This is a genomic window from Nocardia sp. NPDC056064, from assembly GCF_042266925.1.
In the GTDB taxonomy this organism is placed as follows: domain Bacteria; phylum Actinomycetota; class Actinomycetes; order Mycobacteriales; family Mycobacteriaceae; genus Nocardia.
The window spans coordinates 2,097,062-2,116,222 of sequence record NZ_JBHJWO010000001.1 but is presented as its reverse complement, the minus strand read 5'-3'; the positions used below and the strand labels follow the sequence as shown (position 1 = coordinate 2,116,222).

The window sequence follows — 19,161 nt, the reverse complement described above, 5'->3', positions numbered from 1 at the left end:
CCGCTGACCTGCCAGACGTGGGAGGCGGACGCTGGTGGGTGCACCCGGGTCACGGGCGGGGAGCAGATTCGGCCCGTACGAACTGCGGTCGATGCTGGGCAAAGGCGGCATGGGCGAGGTCTACGAGGCCTACGACACCGGCAAGGACCGGGTGGTCGCCCTGAAGTTGCTGGCCGAGGAGCTCGCTCAGGACCCGGCCTATCAGGTCCGGTTCCGGCGCGAATCCCAGGCCGCGGCCAAGCTCGCCGAGCCGCACGTCATCCCGATCCACGACTGGGGCGTGATCGACGGGGTGCTGTTCATCGACATGCGCCTGGTCCCCGGCACCGACCTGCGCACCGTGCTGCACCGGGGCGGACCGCTGAGCCCCGACCGCGCCGTGGCCGTGGTGGAACAGATCGCCGCCGCGCTCGACGCCGCGCACGCGGGCGGGCTGGTCCACCGTGACGTGAAGCCCGCCAACATCCTGGTCACCCCCGCCGATTTCGCCTACCTGGCCGACTTCGGCATCGCGCACACCGAGGGCGACAGCGCGGTGACCCAGGTCGGCATGGCCATGGGCTCCTACATCTACATGGCGCCCGAACGCTTCGACGTGGGTCCGGTCTCGCATCGCGCCGACATCTACTCGCTGGCCTGCGTCCTGCACGAATGCCTCACCGGCGGTTCGCCGTTCCCCGCCGCCAGCATGAGCGTGCTCATCCGCGCCCACCTCTCCGAGGCACCCCCGCGCCCGAGCACGCTGATCCACGGCCTGCCGCCCGGCCTCGACGACGTCATCGCCCGCGGCATGGCCAAGGACCCCGCCGACCGCTACGCCACCGCGGGCGACCTCGCCGTCGCCGCCCGCGACGTCCTGAACTCGGCCATCCAGCATGCCCGCCCCGGTGCCTTCGCCCCCGGGCGTGCGCCGGGTTCGACCGGCTCCGGGCCGGTGCCCATGGGCACGCCGTCGGGCGCCGTGCCGTTCGGTTCGCGTGAGCAAGGCCCGGGTGCGCAGTCGGGTGGGGTTCCGCTCGGTTCCCGGGACCGGGGCGCGGGTGCACAGTCGGGTGCGGTTCCGCGCGGTGCGGACGAGCGGGGCCCGGGTGGGGTTCCACTCGGTGCGGGCGGTGCGCGATCCGGGCCCGTCGGCTACGCGGCCGATCCGGGCGCGGCGACGTTCGGCGCGGCGGCTGCCGCCCGGCGCGGGGGTACTACGGGAGGGAATCAGATGTCCGGGGGCGATGCGAGCGGTACGGGTGGTGCGCGGGATCCGCGTGACCGCGGTGCCGAGGGGTCCGGGGCGGGGCGCGGTGGTTCCGAGGCCGCGCGGGCGGTTCCTGGATCGTCGACCGGGCCCGCGCGGACCGGGAAGGGCGCCGGACGCGAGGCGGAAGGCGAGGGTGCCGAGCCGGCGCCGACCCCGACCGGGGAGTTCCGGGTGGTCGGCGCGGTCGCCGCGACCGGCGGTATCGAGACCTCCCGCAGCCAGAGCACGGCGACCGGCGCGCAGCCGACGCTGATCATCCGTCCGCCGGATGCCCGCGCGGGTGGTGCCGACACCACCGGCTTCCGGCGCGTTCCGGCCGAGGGCACGGGCGAGGTCTCCATCCCGGCGGTGATCCAGCCGACCGGCCCCGCCGAGATCCGCCCGGCAGACACCCATTTCACCCCGCTCCCACCCGCCGACGGCGCGGCCACCCCCGAGGCACCCGAACCGCCCCCGGCCTACACTCCGGACCAGGGCCTGCCACGCATGCGCCCGTTCCCCGACGCCCACCTCTTCGACGGCGCGCCCGGTGACACACCGCCCCCCGGCGCACCTCCCTTCCCGCCCCCGAACCCCGGTGGCCCCCACCAGAACCCAGGCCGCCCCGCCGCTCCCACCGAGCGCTACGTCGGCGAACCGTTCCAACCCGGCACCCCCGAGTCACCCGCCGAACCCCGCCTGCCCGGCGCACCCGGCCCGAGAGGCGACCGTTCCCCGGCCGGACCGCCGCCCGGCGCCCAGCGCCCTACCGGTGAGCATCCGCTTCCCGGTCCCGGTGGGCTGCCCGGACGTCCCGGTGGTCCGTCCGCCGCCGGAGCCCCCGCGACGCAACGGTATTCCGGCGAGTACCCGCAGGCAGGTGGCCCCGGTGTGCCGTCGCGCCCTGGTGGTCCCGGTGACGCCGCACCCGCGACTCAGCGATTCCCGGGTGACCGGCCCCCGTTCGGCGGGCCGACGCAGGGCCCTCCGTCGGGTGCGCCCGCGACTCAGCGCTATTCCGGCGAGCACCCACTCCCCGGCCCCGCCGGCCCCCCGCCGCCCTTCGGCGGATCCGCCCCCGACCCGCGATTCGGCGCTCCCACCGAGCATTTCGATCGCGCCCCGTTCGGGTCTGACGAGAGCGGCGAGCGGGGCTTCGGCGATGGCCGGGAGACCCCGTTCGGCCCCGGCGGCGAAGACCGCGCGCCCCACTTCGGGACACCCACACAGAAGTTCCCCGGCGACCCGTCCGCCGACCGCTTCGGCGACTTCCGCGACGAAGCGGGAGACCCGCGCTTCGGCCCGTCGACTCCTGGCGACGACCCACAGCGCTACGCGGCCACCCAGCACTACAGCGGCGCCCCTGATGCGTTCAGTCCGCCGACGGAGCAGTACGACCCGGCGGGCGACGATCCGCAGCGTCACGCCGCGACCCGCCACTTCGGTGGTGGTCCTGATGCGTTCTCGCCGCCGACCGAGCAATACGACCCCGCCCTCGACGGTCAGCGCTTCGACGACGACCCGCAGCGCTCGCAGCCGACCCATCAGTACCGCGGGGGAGCGGCGCCGTTCCCGGCGCATCAGGCTGCGTCGGGGTACGACGATCCGGCGGGCGCGGCCGAGACCCGGCAGTACGCGGGGGAGGCGACGTACTCGCAGTACGACGACCCGCAGCAGGCCTACGGCGACCACGCCTACCGCGAGCCGGGCTACGACCCCGGTTACGGTCCGGACCCGCACTGGCAGGGGGAGGAGCGCGCTCCCCGGCGTTCGCTGCTGCTGCCGGTGCTGGTCGGCGTGTTCGCGGTGATCGTGCTGGCCATCGGTGGCGCGATCGGCTGGCGGCTGATGGCGGCGGGCGACACCGCCGACACCACCACCGCGGCGCCGACCTCGCTCGCCCCTGGCGGTTCCGGCAACCCGGCGGCGACCACCCCGCGCGCGACCACCGCCGCCCCGACCACGTCGGCGGGCCCGGTCACGTTGCCCGCGGGCGCGCAGCCGTGCGAGTCGGGAGCGGGCGGTGGTGCCTTCGGGAAGGCGGCGGTCGGCAACTCCGTCACCAGCTGCCCGTTCGCCGAGGCGGTCCGTCAGGCGTACGCGGCGGGTGGCACCGGGGCCAGGTCGGTGGTGGCGGCCAGTCCCGTCACCGGGCGCACGTACACGATGACCTGCGCGCCCGAGGGCAAGCTGGTCACCTGCACCGGCGGCGAGAACGCGGTCGTCTACGTGTACTGACCCGGCTGCGACCGGGGTCACAGCGGTTTGACGTGCAGTGCAAGGGTCATAGACGATTGTTTCCCGGCCCGGGGCGACCGCCCCGCGACCGAGCTTTCGGAGGAACCCCTTGCGCACCCTGCCGGCCCCGGCGCGCCCTCGGCTCCGCCACGCCGTCACCGATATCGATCACCTGCCCGCCGTCCGGGTCTTCGTCGGCCTGGCCATCCCGGGCCTGCTGCTGATCGTGTTCGGGCGGACCGATCTGCTGATCTACGCGGTGTTCGGTTCCTTCACCGGCATGTACGGGTTCGCCGAATCGCCGCGTCAGCGGCTGCTGCACCAGAGCGAGGCCGCGGTGATGCTCACCGTGGCCGTCGGCGCGGGCATCCTGCTCGCCCGCCTGCACGCCTCACCCGCCGCGCTGGTCGCCGCGGTCACCGTGTTCGCGGCCCTCGCCTCACCCGTCACCGACCGGCTCGGCCTGCGCCCGGAGGGCCCGTTCTTCGGCATCTTCGCCTTCGGTGCCATCGCGATGGTGGCCGGTGTCCAGCCCGATCCGCTGCTCGCGCTGCTGATCTGCGCCGGCACCGCGCTGCTGTGCGTGGTGGTCGGCTGGGTGGAGTCGGTGACCCGGGCCCGCCGGGCGGGCACCGCGCTGATCTACGCGGCGATTCCCCCGCACCGGACCGGTCGTGTCGCCGGTCTGCAAGCCGCCCGCTACGCGCTGGCGATCTCGATCGCGGGCGGCATCGGGCTCATGCTCGGTGTGGGCCACGCCAACTGGGTGATGGCCGGCGCGGCCGTCCCGCTGGCCGCCGCGCGCGCCCGCGACCGGATCCACCGCGGGGTGCACCGCGTCGGCGGCACCGTCATCGGGCTGGTGGTGACCGCCCCGCTGCTGCTGTCCGGGCTCAGCCCGGCCGTGCTCGGCCTGGCGATCATCGCGCTGCTGTACCCGACCGAGCTGTTCATGGCCCGCCACTACGCGCTCGCGCTGGGCTTCTTCACCCCGCTCATCATGGCCATGACCGAACTGGCCAGCCACGCCGATCCGCTCACCCTGCTCGTCGACCGCGGGGTCGACACGCTGCTCGGTGCCGCGGTCGGTGTCGCCGTCGCCGTGCTGCTGCGCGATTCCGTTGTGCCCGGCTTCCGGACACAGCCATGCGAACCGATGCATACTGGCGGCATGGCTGATGACGACCAGTGGTACTACTGCCTGAAGCATCACACGGCCGAGCACGGCAAGACCTGCTGGTTCGGCGACCGGCTCGGCCCGTATCCCGATCAGGCGACCGCGGAACGGGCACTCGAGATCGTGCGGGCGCGCAACAAGGCCGCCGACGAAGAAGACGACTGAGCGGGCCCGGCTCGCCCGATGAGCAGAGTCACCACCCGGCGCAAGACCACCCGCCTGTCCCCGGGCGGGCGGATCGAGCGACCCGACACCCTGGCGGTCGAGGAACCGCTGGAGATCCGGGTCGACGGCCGCTCGCTGACGGTCACCATGCGCACCCCGGGTGACGACATCGACCTGGTGCACGGCTTCCTCTTCGGCGAGGGCATCATCGCCCGAGCCTCCGATCTCGTCACCGCCCGCTACTGCGCGGGCACCGACGACCAGGGCCGCAACACCTACAACGTGCTCGACCTGCGCCTGCGCACCCCGGTCCCGATCCACACCCGCAATTTCCTGACGACCGGGGCGTGCGGGCTCTGCGGCAAGTCCGCGCTCGACGAGGTCCGCACGCACAGCCGCTTCCCGATCCCGCACGACGGCGCGACCGTCGACACCACGGTGCTGGCCGGTCTGCCGCAGCAGTTGCGGGCCGGGCAGAAGCTCTTCGACGTCACCGGTGGTCTGCACGCGGCGGGCCTGTTCACCACCGACGGCACCCTGCTCGCCCTGCGCGAGGACATCGGCAGGCACAACGCCGTCGACAAGGTGATCGGCTGGGCGGTGCGCGAGAACCGGGTACCCGCCCACGATCTGATGCTGGTGGTGAGCAGCCGCGCCTCCTTCGAACTCGCGCAGAAGGCGGTGATGGCCGGAATCCCGATCCTGGCCGCGGTCTCGGCGCCGAGCTCGCTGGCGGTGGATCTGGCCGCCGACGCCGGGCTCACCCTGGTGGGTTTCCTGCGCGGCGAGACGATGAACATCTACACCGGTGAACATCGCCTGACCTGAGGTTTTCACGGTAGCGGTGGGCGATCGGCCATACTGCCCAGTACGGTGTCGCCGACGGCCACCCAGCACCGAAAGCCCGGGGGAGTTCACAAAAGAAGATGCTTCACAACATGACGAAAAACCGACGACGCCGGGTCCGATCGGCGCTGTCCGCGGTGCTCGGTACCGTCGCTCTGCTCGCCGCCGCCTGCGGCACCGAACCGGCGGCGCCCGCCCGCACCACGACCACCGCGACGGCCCCGGTCGTCGACCCGGGCGCGGGAATGGGCTCGGACAGCATCTCCATCGCCGTCCCCGGCAGTCTCGCCGCCGACTTCGCCACCCTGCAACAGGGTTTCCGCGGCACCGCCGGACTGGCCGTCATGCCGGTCGGCGGCGACAAGATGGTCACCTTCGGCAACTGGACCTCGGGTCCGGCCTGGTCGACGATCAAGGTCCCGCTGGCCATCGCGGCACTGCGCAACAGCTCGGCCGCTCTCACCTCGGCGACCGCGGCCATCACCGCCTCCGACAACGCCGCCGCCGAGACCCTGTGGCAGTCGCTGGGTGGCGGGTCCAGCGCCGCCGCGGCCGTGGAGGGCGTGCTGCGCGAAGGCGGCGACGCGAACACCACCGTGCCCACCGTGCGCACCCGCGCGGACGCCTCGATCTTCGGGCAGGCCGAGTGGTCGCTGGCCGACCAGGCCCGCTTCGCCGCGCACCTGAGCTGTGTGCCGCAGAGCGAACGCGTGGTCGGGCTCATGCAGCAGATCATCCCGAGCCATCGCTGGGGTCTCGGCGCGTTCAGCAGCGCCGAGTTCAAGGGTGGCTGGGGGCCCGACACGTCGGGCAAATACCTGGTCCGCCAGTTCGGCATGATCGATTCGCCCTCGGGCCGCATCGCCGTGGCCTTCGCCGCGCAACCGGATTCGGGTGCCTTCAACGAGGGGATGACCATGCTCGACAAGATGGCCACCCTGCTGTCCGGTCACCTGGGCGAACTGGCCGGAGGTCGCTGCCCCTGATCGGTCCCGGTGCGGCAAGATGGTCGCCATGCGCATCGGAGTCTTGACCGGAGGCGGAGACTGTCCAGGGCTGAACGCGGTGATCAGGGCGGTCGTCCGCACCGCGAACGGCCGCTACGGCGACGCGATCGTCGGCTTCGAGGACGGCTGGCGCGGCCTACTCGAGGATCGCAAGATCCGCATCCACAACGACGACCGCACCGACCGGCTGCTCGCCAAGGGCGGCACCATGCTCGGCACCGCGCGCACCAACCCCGAGGTGCTGCGCGAGGGCCTGGGCCGCATCGAGCAGACCCTCGACGACAACGGCATCGACGCGCTCATCCCGATCGGCGGCGAGGGCACACTCACCGCGGCGAGCTGGCTGGCCGACGAGGGCGTCCCGGTGGTCGGCGTCCCCAAGACCATCGACAACGACATCGACTGCACCGATGTCACCTTCGGCCACGACACCGCCCTGTCCATCGCCACCGAGGCCATCGACCGGCTGCACACCACCGCCGAATCGCATCAGCGGGTGATGCTGGTGGAGGTCATGGGCAGGCACGCGGGCTGGATCGCGCTGAACTCCGGCATCGCCGCGGGCGCGCACCTCACGCTGGTGCCCGAGGAACCCTTCGACGTGGCGCAGGTGTGCGCGATGATCAAGTCGCGGTTCCAGCGCGGCGACAAGCACTTCATCTGCGTGGTCGCCGAGGGCGCGCACCCGGCGCCCGATTCCGGTTTCGCGTTGCGCGAGGGCGGGATCGACGAGTTCGGTCACGAGCGGTTCACCGGCGTCGCCCAGCAGCTCGGTGCCGAGATCGAGCGGCGCATCGGCAAGGAGGTCCGCACCACCGTGCTCGGCCACGTGCAGCGCGGCGGCAGCCCCACCCCCTACGACCGCATCCTGGCCACCCGTTTCGGTGTGCACGCCGCCGAGGCGGTGCATGCCGGGCACTTCGGCATGATGGTCGCCCTGCACGGCACCACCATCGGCCTGGTCCCGCTGGCCGAGGCCACCAAGCAGCTCAAACGGGTTCCCGCCGAACGAATGCGGGAAGCGCAGGCGTTCTTCGGCTAGCGTGGCCGTATGCGCTCCGGTCGAGTGATCGTGTCCGTTCTGTCCGTTGTCGTCGCCCTGGTGGCCGGGTGCTCCGGGTCGGGCGACGACGCGCCACCCAGCTCTGTGCAGGGCAGCTGGCACGGTGACATCGAGGTCCCCGACCAGCCCATCCCGATCGGGGTGACCTTCGGCGACGACGGTTCGGCAACCATCGACATCCCGGTCCAGGGTGTGCGCGACGCCGCGCTGAAAGACGTTCGCACCGAACCGGACCGGGTCGAGTTCACCATCCCGGACGTGCCCGGCGACCCGGGCTTCCGTGGGAAACTCGACGGCGACAAGCTCACCGGCAACTGGGTGCAGTCGGGCCAGACGCTGCCGCTGACCCTCGAGCGCGGCGAGATCGAGGGCCCGAAGCGGCCGCAGGAACCGCAGCCACCGTTCCCGTACCGCAGCGAGGACGTCACCTATCGCAGCGGCAATCTCACCATCGCGGGCACCCTCACCGAACCCGAAGGCGACGGCCCGTTTCCGGCCGTGCTGCTGATCACCGGCTCCGGCCCGCAGGACCGTGACGAGAACCTGATGGGCCACCGCCCGTTCCTGCTGCTGGCCGACACCCTCACCCGCGCGGGCTACGCCGTGCTGCGCACCGACGACCGCGGCGTCGGCGGCACCGGCGGTGACCTGGACCAGGCCACCTACGACGATCTCGCGGGCGACGCCGTCGCCGGTCTCGGCTTCCTGCGCGCCCGTCCGGAGATCGACCCGGCGAAGGTCGGCCTGCTCGGCCACAGCGAGGGCGGCTACCTCGCCCCGATGATCGCCCAGCGGCCCGGCGCCGACATCGCTTTCGCGATCCTGATGGCCGGTCCGTCGGTGGTCGGCGCGGATGTGCTCATCGAGCAGAACAAGGTGATCATGGCGAGCGCGGGCGCCTCCCAGGAGGAGATCGACGCCCAGGTCGACTACCTCACCCGCTGGACGACGCTGCTGCGCTCCGGTGACACCGCGGGCGCGGCCGCCTTCGCCCAGGAACACAACGACGCGCTGCCCGAGGCCGAGCGCGCGCCGCAGGAGGCCGTCGACAGCTTCAACACCCCGTACATGGCCTCGTTCATCACCTACGATCCGACCGCCGCGTTGCAGGCGCTGCGGGTACCGGTGCTCGCGTTCTTCGGCGGCACCGACCAGCAGGTGCTGGTCGCCCAGAACGAGGGCCCCATGCGCGACAAGCTCGCCGGCGACCCCGACGCGACCGTGCACACCTTCCCCGGCCTCAACCACCTCATGCAGCCCAGCGAGACCGGCAAACCCAGCGAGTACTCCACCATCGAGACCACCGTCGACCCGGCCGTGCTCACCTATGTCACCGACTGGCTCACCCAGCGCGTCCCGCCCCGGTAGCGCTTCCTAAGATAGGAACCTATGAGCGCACCCACGGTCGAGTTGATGGACTACGCCGATGTCATCTCCCGGTACGAGCCGGTGCTCGGCATGGAGGTCCACGTCGAGTTGTCCACGGCGACCAAGATGTTCTGCGGTTGCCCCACCGAGTTCGGCGCCGAACCCAACACCCAGGTGTGCCCGGTATGCCTCGGCCTGCCCGGTTCGCTGCCGGTGGTCAACGAGCGGGCCGTCGAGTCGGCCATCCGGATCGGCCTGGCGCTGAACTGTTCGATCACCCCGTGGGGCCGGTTCGCGCGCAAGAACTACTTCTACCCGGACCAGCCGAAGAACTACCAGATCAGCCAGTACGACGAGCCGATCGCCACCGAGGGCTACCTCGATGTGGTCCTCGACGACGGCTCGGTCTTCCGGGTGGAGATCGAGCGCGCGCACATGGAGGAGGACACCGGCAAGTCGCTGCACGTGGGCGGCGCGACCGGGCGCATCCACGGCGCCAGCCACTCGCTGCTGGACTTCAACCGCGCCGGGGTGCCGCTGATCGAGATCGTCACCAAGCCGATCACCGGTGCGGGGGAGCGCGCGCCGGAGGTGGCTCGCGCCTATGTCACCGCGCTGCGTGAGGTGCTGCGCTCGCTGAACGTCTCGGACGTGAAGATGGAGCAGGGCTCGCTGCGCTGCGACGCGAACGTGTCGCTGATGCCGGTGGGCGCCAAGGAGTTCGGTACCCGGACCGAGACCAAGAACGTGAACTCGCTCAAGAGCGTCGAGGTCGCGGTGCGCTACGAGATGCGCCGTCAGGCCGCCGTGCTCACCGCGGGCGGCGAGATCGTCCAGGAGACCAGGCACTTCAACGAGGCCGACGGCTCCACCTCCGCGGGCCGCCGCAAGGAGACCGCCGAGGACTACCGCTACTTCCCCGAGCCCGATCTCGAGCCCGTCGCCCCCGACGCCGCCTGGGTCGAGGAGCTGCGCACCACCATCCCCGAGTACCCGTGGCTGGTGCGCGCGCGGATCCAGGGCGAGTGGGGCCTGTCCGACGAGGTCATGCGCGACCTGGTCAACGCGGGCGCGCTCGATCTGATCATCGCCACCGTCGAGGCGGGCGCCCCGGCCAACGAGGCCCGCTCGTGGTGGGTCGCCTACCTGACCGAGAAGGCCAAGGAGCGCGAGGTCGCGCTGGCCGAGCTGCCGATCACGCCCGCGCAGGTCGCCGCGGTGATCGCGCTGGTCGAGGCCAAGACGGTGAACAACAAGGTCGCCAAGCAGGTCGTCGACTTCGTGCTGGCCGGTGAGGGCGAGCCCGCCGCCATCGTCGAGGCCAAGGGCCTGGGCATGGTCAGCGACGACTCCGCCCTGCGGGCCGAGGTGGAGAAGGCCCTGGCGGCCAACCCCGACATCGCCGACAAGATCCGCTCGGGCAAGGTGCAGGCCGCGGGCAAGATCGTCGGTGACGTCATGAAGGCCACCCGCGGCCAGGCCGACGCGGCGAAGGTGCGCGACCTGGTCATCGCCGCCTGCAGCTGAGAGCCTGCGGCGCCCTGGACAAGCGAAGAGCCCCGATTCCTCCTGCGAGGATCGGGGCTCTTCGCTGTTCGGGCGCCTAGTCCGGCCCGCTGCCGCCACCCTGCGGGGGCGGGATGCGCACGACGCGGTCGTCGAATTCGCCCGGCTCGCCGTCGGTCTTGTTGATCGTGGTCACCCAGACGCTGCCGTCGGAGCTCGCGGTGGCGCCGAGCAGTTTGCCGTACTTGTCCTGGGCGATCATGGCCGGTGCGGTGGTGACGGCGAAGGTGGCCGGGTCGGCGGCGACCGCGGCCAGCGCCTTGCCCTCGCTCAGCGCCACCGCGACCCCGTCGCCGGTCGCGGTGCAGCCGCCGACACCCGGCCGGTCCGGCCAGGTCCAGGCGACGCTGAGCGCGCCGTCGGCGCCGAGGTGCTGGAGCCGGTCCTCGGCGGCGGTGCGGTCGGTGACCCACATGCCGTCCTTGCCGTCACGGCACAGGTCACCGGCGGTGCCGATCCCGGAGGCCACCACCTGCGGGGTGTTGACCCCCGAGGACGGCGATTCCAGCCGCAGCACCTTGCCGCCGAGCGAACCGGGATCGGCGGCGGCGCCGGGATTGCCCGCGTCGCCGGTGAGTACCAGCAGCTGGGTGGGCGTGGCCCATTCGAGCGCGCCACGATTTCCGGTGGCGCCCTTGGGGATTCCGGTGAGGATCTCCTTGGTGCCGCCGCTCTCGGAGATACGCACCACCCGGTTGTCGCTGCCGGTGGTGATGTAGGCGTACATCAGCCCGTCTTCGTGATAGGTGGGGGAGAGCACGATATCGGAGATCCCGCCGTCACCCGAGCCGTCGACGGGCACGACGGCGACCTCCTCCGGCGGCGGCTGCGGGGTACTCGCGTCGACCGGGGTGACGCGCAGGATGCGTCCGGTGCGGCGTTCGGCCACCAGCGCGCCGTCGCCCATGGCGATCAGCCCCGACGCCGAGTCCAGGCAGGTGGCGATCACATTGGGATCGGGATCGATACACGGCCCGGTCGGACGCGGCACTTCCGACGGCGAGTCCTGCGGTTTCTTGGGCTCGACCCCCGACCCGCCCAGCGAGGGCTCGGTGGTGAACGGGCTCGAGGCCGATTCGTCGAAGCGAGCGCACCCGGCGACCAGAACGGTGCCGATTGCCAATCCGACTGCCACGCGGCCCGCGATTCCCGAACTCATGCGTCAGACGTTACCGGCAGCGCGGCGGCGCTGACACGCCTGATCGAGGGAAGACCGGCGCACCGCGATTCCACGTCCTAAGGTGGGATGGTGACCGACAAGTCGAACGACACACCCGATGCTGAAGGGTCGGCGCAGGCCGGACAGGCTGCGTCGTCGGCGGGTCGCCCGGTGACCAGCCCCTACGATTCCCCGACCACCCAGATGCGCAAGCCGGACCTGCACAAGGACATTCCCCGCACCGACGAGGACCTCGACCTCGACCCCGGCGAGGACGTCCCCACGGCGGGTTCCGCGCAGACCGGTGGCGACGGTGGCGACTACGGCTACGCCTCGATCCCGCCCGCGACGGCGGCCTCGGCGGGCGCGGTGCGCCTGCAGCGCCGCAACCGCGAACCCCGCCGCGGCACCCTCGACCTCGGCCTGTTCGTGCTGCGGCTGGTGGTCGGCTACACCTTCATCTACCACGGCCTGCAGAAGCTGACCGGCTGGTTCCACGGGCCCGGCCTCGACGGCACCAAGCAGATGATGGAAGGCGGCGGCTGGGACTACCCGTCGCTGTCGACGGCCCTGGTGATCGCCGGTGAGCTCGGCGGCGGCATCCTGCTGGTGATCGGCCTGGCCACCCCGCTGGCCGCGGGCGCGGTCCTGGCGACGATCCTCAACGCCTGGATGTGGAAGCAGGGCATGGTCCCCGGCTTCCAGTACAACGCGGGCACCCCCACCGGCGTCGAACTCGACTCGATCCTGGCCGGTTCCGCCCTGGCGATCATCCTCACCGGCCCCGGCCGCTGGTCCCTGGACCGCACCCGCGGCTGGGCCACCCGCCCCGCCTACGGCTCCGGCGTCGTCGTCCTGCTGGCGGTCGCCGCCGCGATCCTCACCTTCTGGTTCCTGCACGGCGGCAACCCGCTGACCGGCATCGGCCCGTTCGACTGAGACCGGCCCGTCACCCCGGGGGCGGCGGTGCGGGCTCGGCCAGGTGCGCGCTCATGGTTGTGCGCAGCTCGGTGACGAAGTCCTCGAACCGCCGCAGCTCGGCGGGGGAGTAGCGGGCCATCACCGCGTCCACTTTCGTGCCCAGCGGACCGAAGAACTCGTCGGCCAGCGCGTGCACGCGCGCGGTGCTGCGCAGGGTGATCACCCGCCGGTCCTCGTGCTCGCGGCTGCGCACGACATGACCCGCCTGCTCGAGCCGGTTCAGCAGGGCCGTGGTCGCGCTGTTGGACAGCGCGATCCGCTCGCTGAGCCGCGCCGGTGAGAGCGTGGCCCCGCGTTCCTCCGCGTTGAGGATCTCGATCAGCGCCTCCGCGTCGGTCGCGTGCAGGCCCAGCCAGCTCGCGAAGCGGCGGGTGAACTCCCGGTAGTTCGCACCGTAGGCCCGCAGGCCTTCGTCCAGCCGTTCGTGCTGGTCCCTGACATCCGCGCGGCTCATGGGTTCCTTTCGCATCGTTTGACATCCTATTGCCCGCAATCTACTTTGACCATGGAAATATTCCACCATGGAAATAGGAGATGCGATGAGTCAAGAGTCGTCCATCCGCCGATGGCTCGGCTTGATCGCCATCGCCCTCGGCGTCGCGCTGATCGTGGTCGACACCACGATCGTGAACGTGATCATCCCGTCGATCATCGAAGATCTGGCGACGGGTTCGACCGAGGCGCAATGGATTCAGGAGTCCTACGCGATCGTGTTCGCGGCGCTGCTGCTGGTGGTCGGGCGGATCGCCGACATCGTCGGCGCGCGCAGAGTGTTCGTCGCCGGTGTCGTCGTCTTCGGCGCGACCAGCGTCCTGGCCGGGCTCGCGCCCGGTGGCGGGCTGCTCATCGTCGCGCGGTTCCTGCAGGGCGCGGGCGCCGCGATGATCCTGCCGACCTCGCTGGCCCTGCTCAACGCCACCTTCACCGGCAAAGCGCGCGGTCAGGCGTTCGCGGTGTGGGGTTCGACGATCGGTGCCGCCGCCGCGCTGGGCCCGCTGCTCGGCGGCTGGCTGGCCGAACACGTCTCCTGGCGCTGGGCGTTCGGGATCAATGTGCCGCTGGCGGTGCTGATCGTGATCGGTGTGCTGGCGTGCATCGCGCCCTCGCCGAAGGTGCCCGGCCGGCTCGACGTGCTCGGCGCGATCCTGTCGGTGCTCGGTCTCGGGCTGCTCGCCTTCGGCCTGGTCGAAGGCCGTACCTACGGCTGGATCAGCACCGTTCACCCGCTGGGGATCGGCGGGTTCACCTGGCACAGCGGTCCGTCGCCGGTGCTGGTCGCGCTGGTGCTCAGCGTGCTCGCGCTGACCGGATTCGTGGTGCGCCAGGTGCTGTTGCGCCGCGGTCCCGATGCCGACAAGGCCCTGATGGACCTCAGCCTGTTCCGGTTGGCCTCGTTCCGCAACGGCAATATCGCCACGCTGATCATCGGGCTCGGCGAGTTCGGCATCGTCGCGGTCATGCCGCTGTGGCTGCAGTTCACCCTCGGATACAGCGCGGTGCAATCCGGGCTGGCGCTGGTGCCGATCGCCATCGGCAGCTTCATCGCCAGCGGTGCGAGTTTCGGCCTGGCGGGCAAGGCGTCACCGCTGAACATGGTCCGGCTCGGGCTCGCCCTCGAGGTCGTCGGCCTGGCGGCGCTGGCCTTCTTCGCCGCCACCGACAGCGCCTGGTGGGTGATCTCGCTGATCCTGTGCGTGTACGGCATCGGCGTCGGTTTCGCGACGGCCCAGGTGACGAATGTGGTGCTCGCCGAGATCCCGGACAACGACAACGGCCAGGCCTCCGGCATCCAGAGCGCCTTCCGTCAGCTCGGTTCCGCACTCGGCATCGCGGTGCTCACCACGGTCTTCTTCACCACGCTGAGCTCCCAGGTCGACGACGACCTCACCGCCGCCGGCCTGCCCCCGGCCCAGGCCCAGCAGTTCGCGCACGCCGTCACCAGCAGCGCGGGCGCGGCCATCGAAGGCTTCGCCGCTCAGCCGGAGACGGCCCAGGTCGCCGAGGCGGGCCGCACCGCGATGACCGACGGCATTACCCTCGGCGGCTACCTGGCCGCGGGCTTCGTCCTGCTCGGCCTGATCGCCACCGCGCTCATCCCCTCGCGCACCGGCGACGAATCAGCCACGCCGACATCACAACCCGCTCTCGTCTGAGCGACCTGACGCCATTTCAGCGAGTGCGGGGGTGCCTCGGCGATCGTGTGACCGAACATGGTTCGATCACACGATCGCCGGATAGGTTTCGGTAGACGTATCGGCCACCGTGATACCAGCTCGCACGCCGCCGGGACCCGTCCTGGTGGCGTGCGAGCTCGATGCGGTCGAGCGTGTTGTCGCCGGCGGTCGACATCACTCACAGAAGAGCGGGACGGTGCATGGGGACGAATGATGCGGGGCGACAGGCGCGATCGGCGCGCACGATCGCGCTGACCGGTGTGGCTGCCGTCCTGGTGCTGACGATGGCGGTCGTGGTGGGCGTACTGGCCGGGCGTAGCTTCGGCTCGGTCGTGGCGGGCAGCGCGCTGCCCGCCACATTCGATGCCACCGGCCCCGTCCCGGTGGGCGCGACCGCCAATGGCGCGATCCGGGTCGGTGAGCCGGGGGCTCCCGTCACCATCCGGGTCGTGGCGGATCTGCAGTGCCCGGCCTGCGCGCACTTCGAGGAGGTCCATGGCGCGCTGCTGGCCGAAGTGGTGGACAACGGCACCGCGGCGGTCGAGTACAACATCGTCACCTTCCTCGACCGCGCCTCCACCGACGAGTACTCCTCCCGCGCGGGCAACGCCTCCTACTGCGTCGCGGCCTCGGGTCTGGCGAACTACCAGCACTGGCTGAGCGTCATGTTCGAGAACCAGCCCGGCGAGGGCGGCGAAGCCGGCTTCCCCGACAGCGAGCTGATCGCCCTGGCCGAACAAGCCGGCTACCGCGATCCCGCTGTCGCGCAATGCATCACCGCCCGCACCCACGATGCCTACCTGCGCGCCCGGACCGCCGAGATCCTCGAGGGAAGGGCCCAGGCCACCCCGACGGTCTTCATCGACGGCGCCAAGGCCGACAGCAGTACCCTCGCCACCGAGGCGGGCCTGCGCGCCGCGATCGACTCCGCCCGCTGAGCGAACGACGTCACCCACGGCAACAACAGATTTCGCGAGAACATGGGTAACTCACCGGGACGGGCTGACCCGACCACAAGCACACCGCCGGCCGCATCGACAACCGGCGGCGTGCCCGAGTCCGGCCAGAATTCCCGGAGAGGCGGTCAGGGCACCTTGCGGACTGCGCCCTTGTCGGCCGAGGTGGCCAGGGCCGCGTAGGCGCGCAGGGCCGTCGTCACCGGGCGGACGCGGTCGACCGGCTGCCACGGGCGCTCCGAGGCCTCCATCTTCGCGCGGCGCTCGGCGAGCACCTCGTCGGAGACCAGCACCTCGAGCGCGCGGGTCTGCACGTCGACGCGGATGCGGTCACCGTTCTCGATCAGGCCGATCACGCCACCCTGGGCGGCTTCGGGGGAGATGTGGCCGATCGACAGGCCCGAGGTGCCGCCGGAGAAGCGGCCGTCGGTGATCAGCGCGCACACCTTGCCCAGGCCGGCGCCCTTGAGGAACGCGGTGGGGTGCAGCATCTCCTGCATGCCGGGGCCACCCGAGGGGCCCTCGTAGCGGACGACGATCACGTCACCGGCCTGGATCTTCTTGCCCAGGATCATCGAGACCGCCTCCTCCTGCGACTCGACCACCACGGCCGGGCCCTCGAAGGTGAACAGGTCCTCGTCGATGCCCGCGGTCTTGAGGATCGCGCCGTCGGGCGCGATGTTGCCGCGCAGCACACACAGCCCACCCTCGACGGTGTAGGCGTGTTCGACGTCGCGGATGCAGCCGCCCGCGGCGTCGGTGTCCAGCGAGGACCAGCGGTTGGCGGTGGAGAACGGCTCGGTGGTACGCACGCCACCGGGCGCGGCGTGGAACAGCTCGAGCGCTTCCTCGGAAGCCTTGCCGGAGCGGATGTCCCAGGTGTCGAGGTATTCCTCGAAGTTCGCGGAGTGCACCATGGTGACGTCGGTCTCGAGCAGCCCGCCGCGGCGCAGCTCACCCAGGATGGCCGGGATGCCACCGGCGCGGTGCACGTCTTCCATGTGGTAGTCGGAGTTCGGCGAGACCTTCGACAGGCACGGCACCCGGCGCGAGATCTCGTCGATGGTGCTCAGATCGAAGTCGATCTCGCCCTCCTGCGCGGCGGCGAGGGTGTGCAGCACGGTGTTGGTTGACCCGCCCATGGCCACGTCCAGCGCCATCGCGTTGCGGAAAGCCTTGACGTTGGCCACATTGCGCGGCAGCACCGAGGCGTCGTCGTCGCGGTACCAGCGGTTGGCGATGTCGACGATCACGCGACCGGCCCGTTGGAACAGCGCGCGGCGCGCCTCGTGGGTGGCCAGCGTGGAGCCGTTGCCCGGCAGGGCCAGACCCAGCGCCTCGGTGAGGCAGTTCATCGAATTCGCGGTGAACATGCCCGAACACGAGCCGCAGGTGGGGCAGGCCGACCGCTCGACCGCGTCCAGACCTTCCTCGGACACGGCCTGATTCGCGCTGGCCGAGATGGCGTGCACCAGGTCCAGCGGCGCGTGCGCGACGCCGTCGGCGACCACGGCCTTGCCCGCCTCCATCGGCCCGCCGGAGACGAACACGGCCGGGATGTTGAGGCGCATGGCGGCATTGAGCATGCCGGGGGTGATCTTGTCGCAGTTGGAGATACACACGAGCGCGTCGGCGGTGTGGGCGTTGGCCATGTATTCCACCGAGTCGGCGATGATCTCGCGCGAGGGCAGCGAGTAGAGCATGCCGCCGTGGCCCATGGCGATACCGTCGTCGACGGCGATGGTGTGGAACTCGCGCGGGACGCCGCCCGCGGCGCGCACGGCCTCGGCGACGATGTCGCCCACGTTCTTCAGGTGCACGTGACCGGGCACGAACTGGGTGTAGGAGTTCGCGATCGCGACGATCGGCTTGCCGAAATCGGAGTCGGTCATCCCGGTGGCGCGCCAGAGCGAGCGGGCGCCCGCGGCATTGCGGCCGATGGTGGTGGTGCGTGAGCGAAGCGGTGGCATGGGGGAGTCCTCGTGTGTCGCTGGGTGCGTCCGAGCGTGCGCGCAGGGGGCTGACCTGCGTGCCCGCGATGCGAGCGCGCGGTGCGTCCGGCAACCCCGCACGTTACTCCGGGGCGCGCTGGTCGCGTCGCGCCGGTGCTGGGGTGAACGGGTGCCGGAACCGGGCTCGAGGCGGGAGTGTCGCTCCGGAGTGTGTCGCCGCGGTGATGCCGTCGGCGCGGGGTGCCCGGGTGCCGTCAGCTTACCGGTAGAACAGCCGGACCCGCCGCGTGGATTCCCGCGGTGATCGAGCCGACGCTCACTGCTCGGTGCCGGGCTCCTCGGTCTTCGCGTCCGCCTCGGCCTTCGCCTCGGCCCGCTCGGCCTCGATCCGCGCGTTCTCGGCGGCTTCGGCCGCGGCGAACACATCGGGCAGCCTGCCCCCGGACGCCTCGATCAGCTCGCGCAGCCGGTCGTAGCCGACGGCGGGCAGCTTGACCTCGGAGTCGTCGGACAGCCGGGCCCGCACGTACCCGCGCTTGGGGATGCTGACGCCCTTGACCTGACTCCAGTCCAGGTGCTTCTTGCTCACCATCGTGCTCAGATCCAGCCCCGCCTCCGAGACGGTGGTGTGCGTGCGCACCACCCACCAGATCGCGATCAGCGGGAACAGCAGCAGCCACCACAGCCCCGCCGGCCAGCCGACGAACGGGAAGAACACACAGAACGCCAGCACCAGCACGCCGATGTAGGCCAGGCGCGGCACCCCGATCACGTGCAGGCCCGGCGTCGGCACGCTCGTGCGGCGCGGGATCAGCAGCCAGACGATCACCGCGGTCGGCACGATCAGCCCGATCCGCAGCCCCAGCGACCAGTCCTGCACCGTCCCGACGACGACGAAGATCAGGTACGCCAGTACCACCGCGCCGATGGCGGCGAGGCGGCCGGGAGCGGCCGCGCGCAGGCCACCGGGTCGCGAGGGCCGACCCGTATCGGTTCCCTCGTCGGCGGTGTGGGACGATTTAGCCGGTGGCACGGACTGATGCGGTGATGACACCCCTCCATCCTCGCATCTCGGTATTCGGACCCACGCAACCACTCGAGTCCCACAGAATGGGATGCGAAAGGTAGCCTGTTTGACTCTTCGCTCCACGCGCGCCTAACGTCGTGCGTGTGAAACGAAACGAGTTGCTCGTAATCGGCCGGCGCGTCCAGCGTTGAGCCTGACTACCTGAGTCGAATACGTCAGCTCGCGTTGCGACGCGCCACCCTCGAACAGCC

14 protein-coding genes are annotated in these 19,161 nt (G+C 71.2%); 10 read left to right on the top strand and 4 right to left on the bottom strand.

The annotated features are described in order from the left end of the window. The first annotated feature begins 91 nt into the window (after window positions 1–91). The 7 genes from ACFC06_RS09710 (at window position 92) to gatB (ending at window position 10,622) form a co-directional block, all read left to right on the top strand. Window positions 92–3,469, top strand: coding sequence for a protein kinase (locus ACFC06_RS09710; RefSeq protein ID WP_375929350.1), 3,378 nt, complete (start codon window positions 92–94; stop codon window positions 3,467–3,469). Window positions 3,470–3,578: 109 nt separating this feature from the next. Then, the gene (locus ACFC06_RS09705) at window positions 3,579–4,811 is read left to right on the top strand and encodes an FUSC family protein (RefSeq protein ID WP_375929349.1); all 1,233 of its coding nucleotides are present in this window, start codon (window positions 3,579–3,581) and stop codon (window positions 4,809–4,811) included. A gap of 18 nt (window positions 4,812–4,829) precedes the next feature. Next, the gene (gene fdhD / locus ACFC06_RS09700) at window positions 4,830–5,639 is read left to right on the top strand and encodes a formate dehydrogenase accessory sulfurtransferase FdhD (RefSeq protein ID WP_375929348.1); all 810 of its coding nucleotides are present in this window, start codon (window positions 4,830–4,832) and stop codon (window positions 5,637–5,639) included. Between the two features lie 110 nt (window positions 5,640–5,749). Then, window positions 5,750–6,643, top strand: a complete 894-nt coding sequence (locus ACFC06_RS09695; protein ID WP_375929347.1) for a hypothetical protein — start codon at window positions 5,750–5,752, stop codon at window positions 6,641–6,643. Window positions 6,644–6,671: 28 nt separating this feature from the next. Beyond that, window positions 6,672–7,706 carry an ATP-dependent 6-phosphofructokinase gene (locus tag ACFC06_RS09690; RefSeq protein WP_278263752.1) on the top strand — a complete coding sequence of 345 codons (1,035 nt, stop codon included), beginning with the start codon at window positions 6,672–6,674 and terminating at the stop codon, window positions 7,704–7,706. Window positions 7,707–7,715: 9 nt separating this feature from the next. Continuing rightward, a complete protein-coding gene (locus ACFC06_RS09685; RefSeq protein ID WP_375929346.1) occupies window positions 7,716–9,095 on the top strand; it encodes an alpha/beta hydrolase family protein in 1,380 nt (459 codons plus the stop codon). Between the two features lie 21 nt (window positions 9,096–9,116). After that, on the top strand, window positions 9,117–10,622 hold the full coding sequence (gene gatB / locus ACFC06_RS09680; protein WP_375929345.1) for an Asp-tRNA(Asn)/Glu-tRNA(Gln) amidotransferase subunit GatB: 1,506 nt from the start codon (window positions 9,117–9,119) through the stop codon (window positions 10,620–10,622). A 76-nt stretch (window positions 10,623–10,698) separates the two neighbouring features. Here gatB and ACFC06_RS09675 read toward each other — a convergent pair whose 3' ends face one another. Beyond that, window positions 10,699–11,820 (bottom strand): PQQ-dependent sugar dehydrogenase, encoded by a 1,122-nt coding sequence (locus ACFC06_RS09675; RefSeq protein WP_375929344.1) that lies wholly within the window; start codon window positions 11,818–11,820, stop codon window positions 10,699–10,701. 90 nt (window positions 11,821–11,910) lie between these two features. On the opposite strand from ACFC06_RS09675, the gene ACFC06_RS09670 reads away from it, so the two are divergent. Next, window positions 11,911–12,759: a DoxX family protein gene (locus ACFC06_RS09670; RefSeq protein ID WP_375929343.1), complete on the top strand. Its 849-nt coding sequence runs from the start codon at window positions 11,911–11,913 to the stop codon at window positions 12,757–12,759. A gap of 10 nt (window positions 12,760–12,769) precedes the next feature. Here ACFC06_RS09670 and ACFC06_RS09665 read toward each other — a convergent pair whose 3' ends face one another. After that, window positions 12,770–13,270 carry a MarR family winged helix-turn-helix transcriptional regulator gene (locus tag ACFC06_RS09665; protein WP_375929342.1) on the bottom strand — a complete coding sequence of 167 codons (501 nt, stop codon included), beginning with the start codon at window positions 13,268–13,270 and terminating at the stop codon, window positions 12,770–12,772. A 70-nt stretch (window positions 13,271–13,340) separates the two neighbouring features. Between ACFC06_RS09665 and ACFC06_RS09660 the strand changes: the two genes are divergently transcribed. Further along, window positions 13,341–14,954: a DHA2 family efflux MFS transporter permease subunit gene (locus ACFC06_RS09660; RefSeq protein WP_375929341.1), complete on the top strand. Its 1,614-nt coding sequence runs from the start codon at window positions 13,341–13,343 to the stop codon at window positions 14,952–14,954. Between the two features lie 221 nt (window positions 14,955–15,175). Next, window positions 15,176–15,913, top strand: coding sequence for a DsbA family protein (locus ACFC06_RS09655; RefSeq protein ID WP_375929340.1), 738 nt, complete (start codon window positions 15,176–15,178; stop codon window positions 15,911–15,913). Window positions 15,914–16,059: 146 nt separating this feature from the next. Here the strand turns inward: ACFC06_RS09655 and ilvD are convergent, their stop codons facing one another. Together ilvD and ACFC06_RS09645 are read right to left on the bottom strand one after the other, a co-directional pair. Then, window positions 16,060–17,901 (bottom strand): dihydroxy-acid dehydratase, encoded by a 1,842-nt coding sequence (gene ilvD, locus ACFC06_RS09650; protein WP_375929339.1) that lies wholly within the window; start codon window positions 17,899–17,901, stop codon window positions 16,060–16,062. A 298-nt stretch (window positions 17,902–18,199) separates the two neighbouring features. Further along, window positions 18,200–18,937 carry a PH domain-containing protein gene (locus tag ACFC06_RS09645; RefSeq protein ID WP_375929338.1) on the bottom strand — a complete coding sequence of 246 codons (738 nt, stop codon included), beginning with the start codon at window positions 18,935–18,937 and terminating at the stop codon, window positions 18,200–18,202. Between the last annotated feature and the right edge of the window lie 224 nt (window positions 18,938–19,161).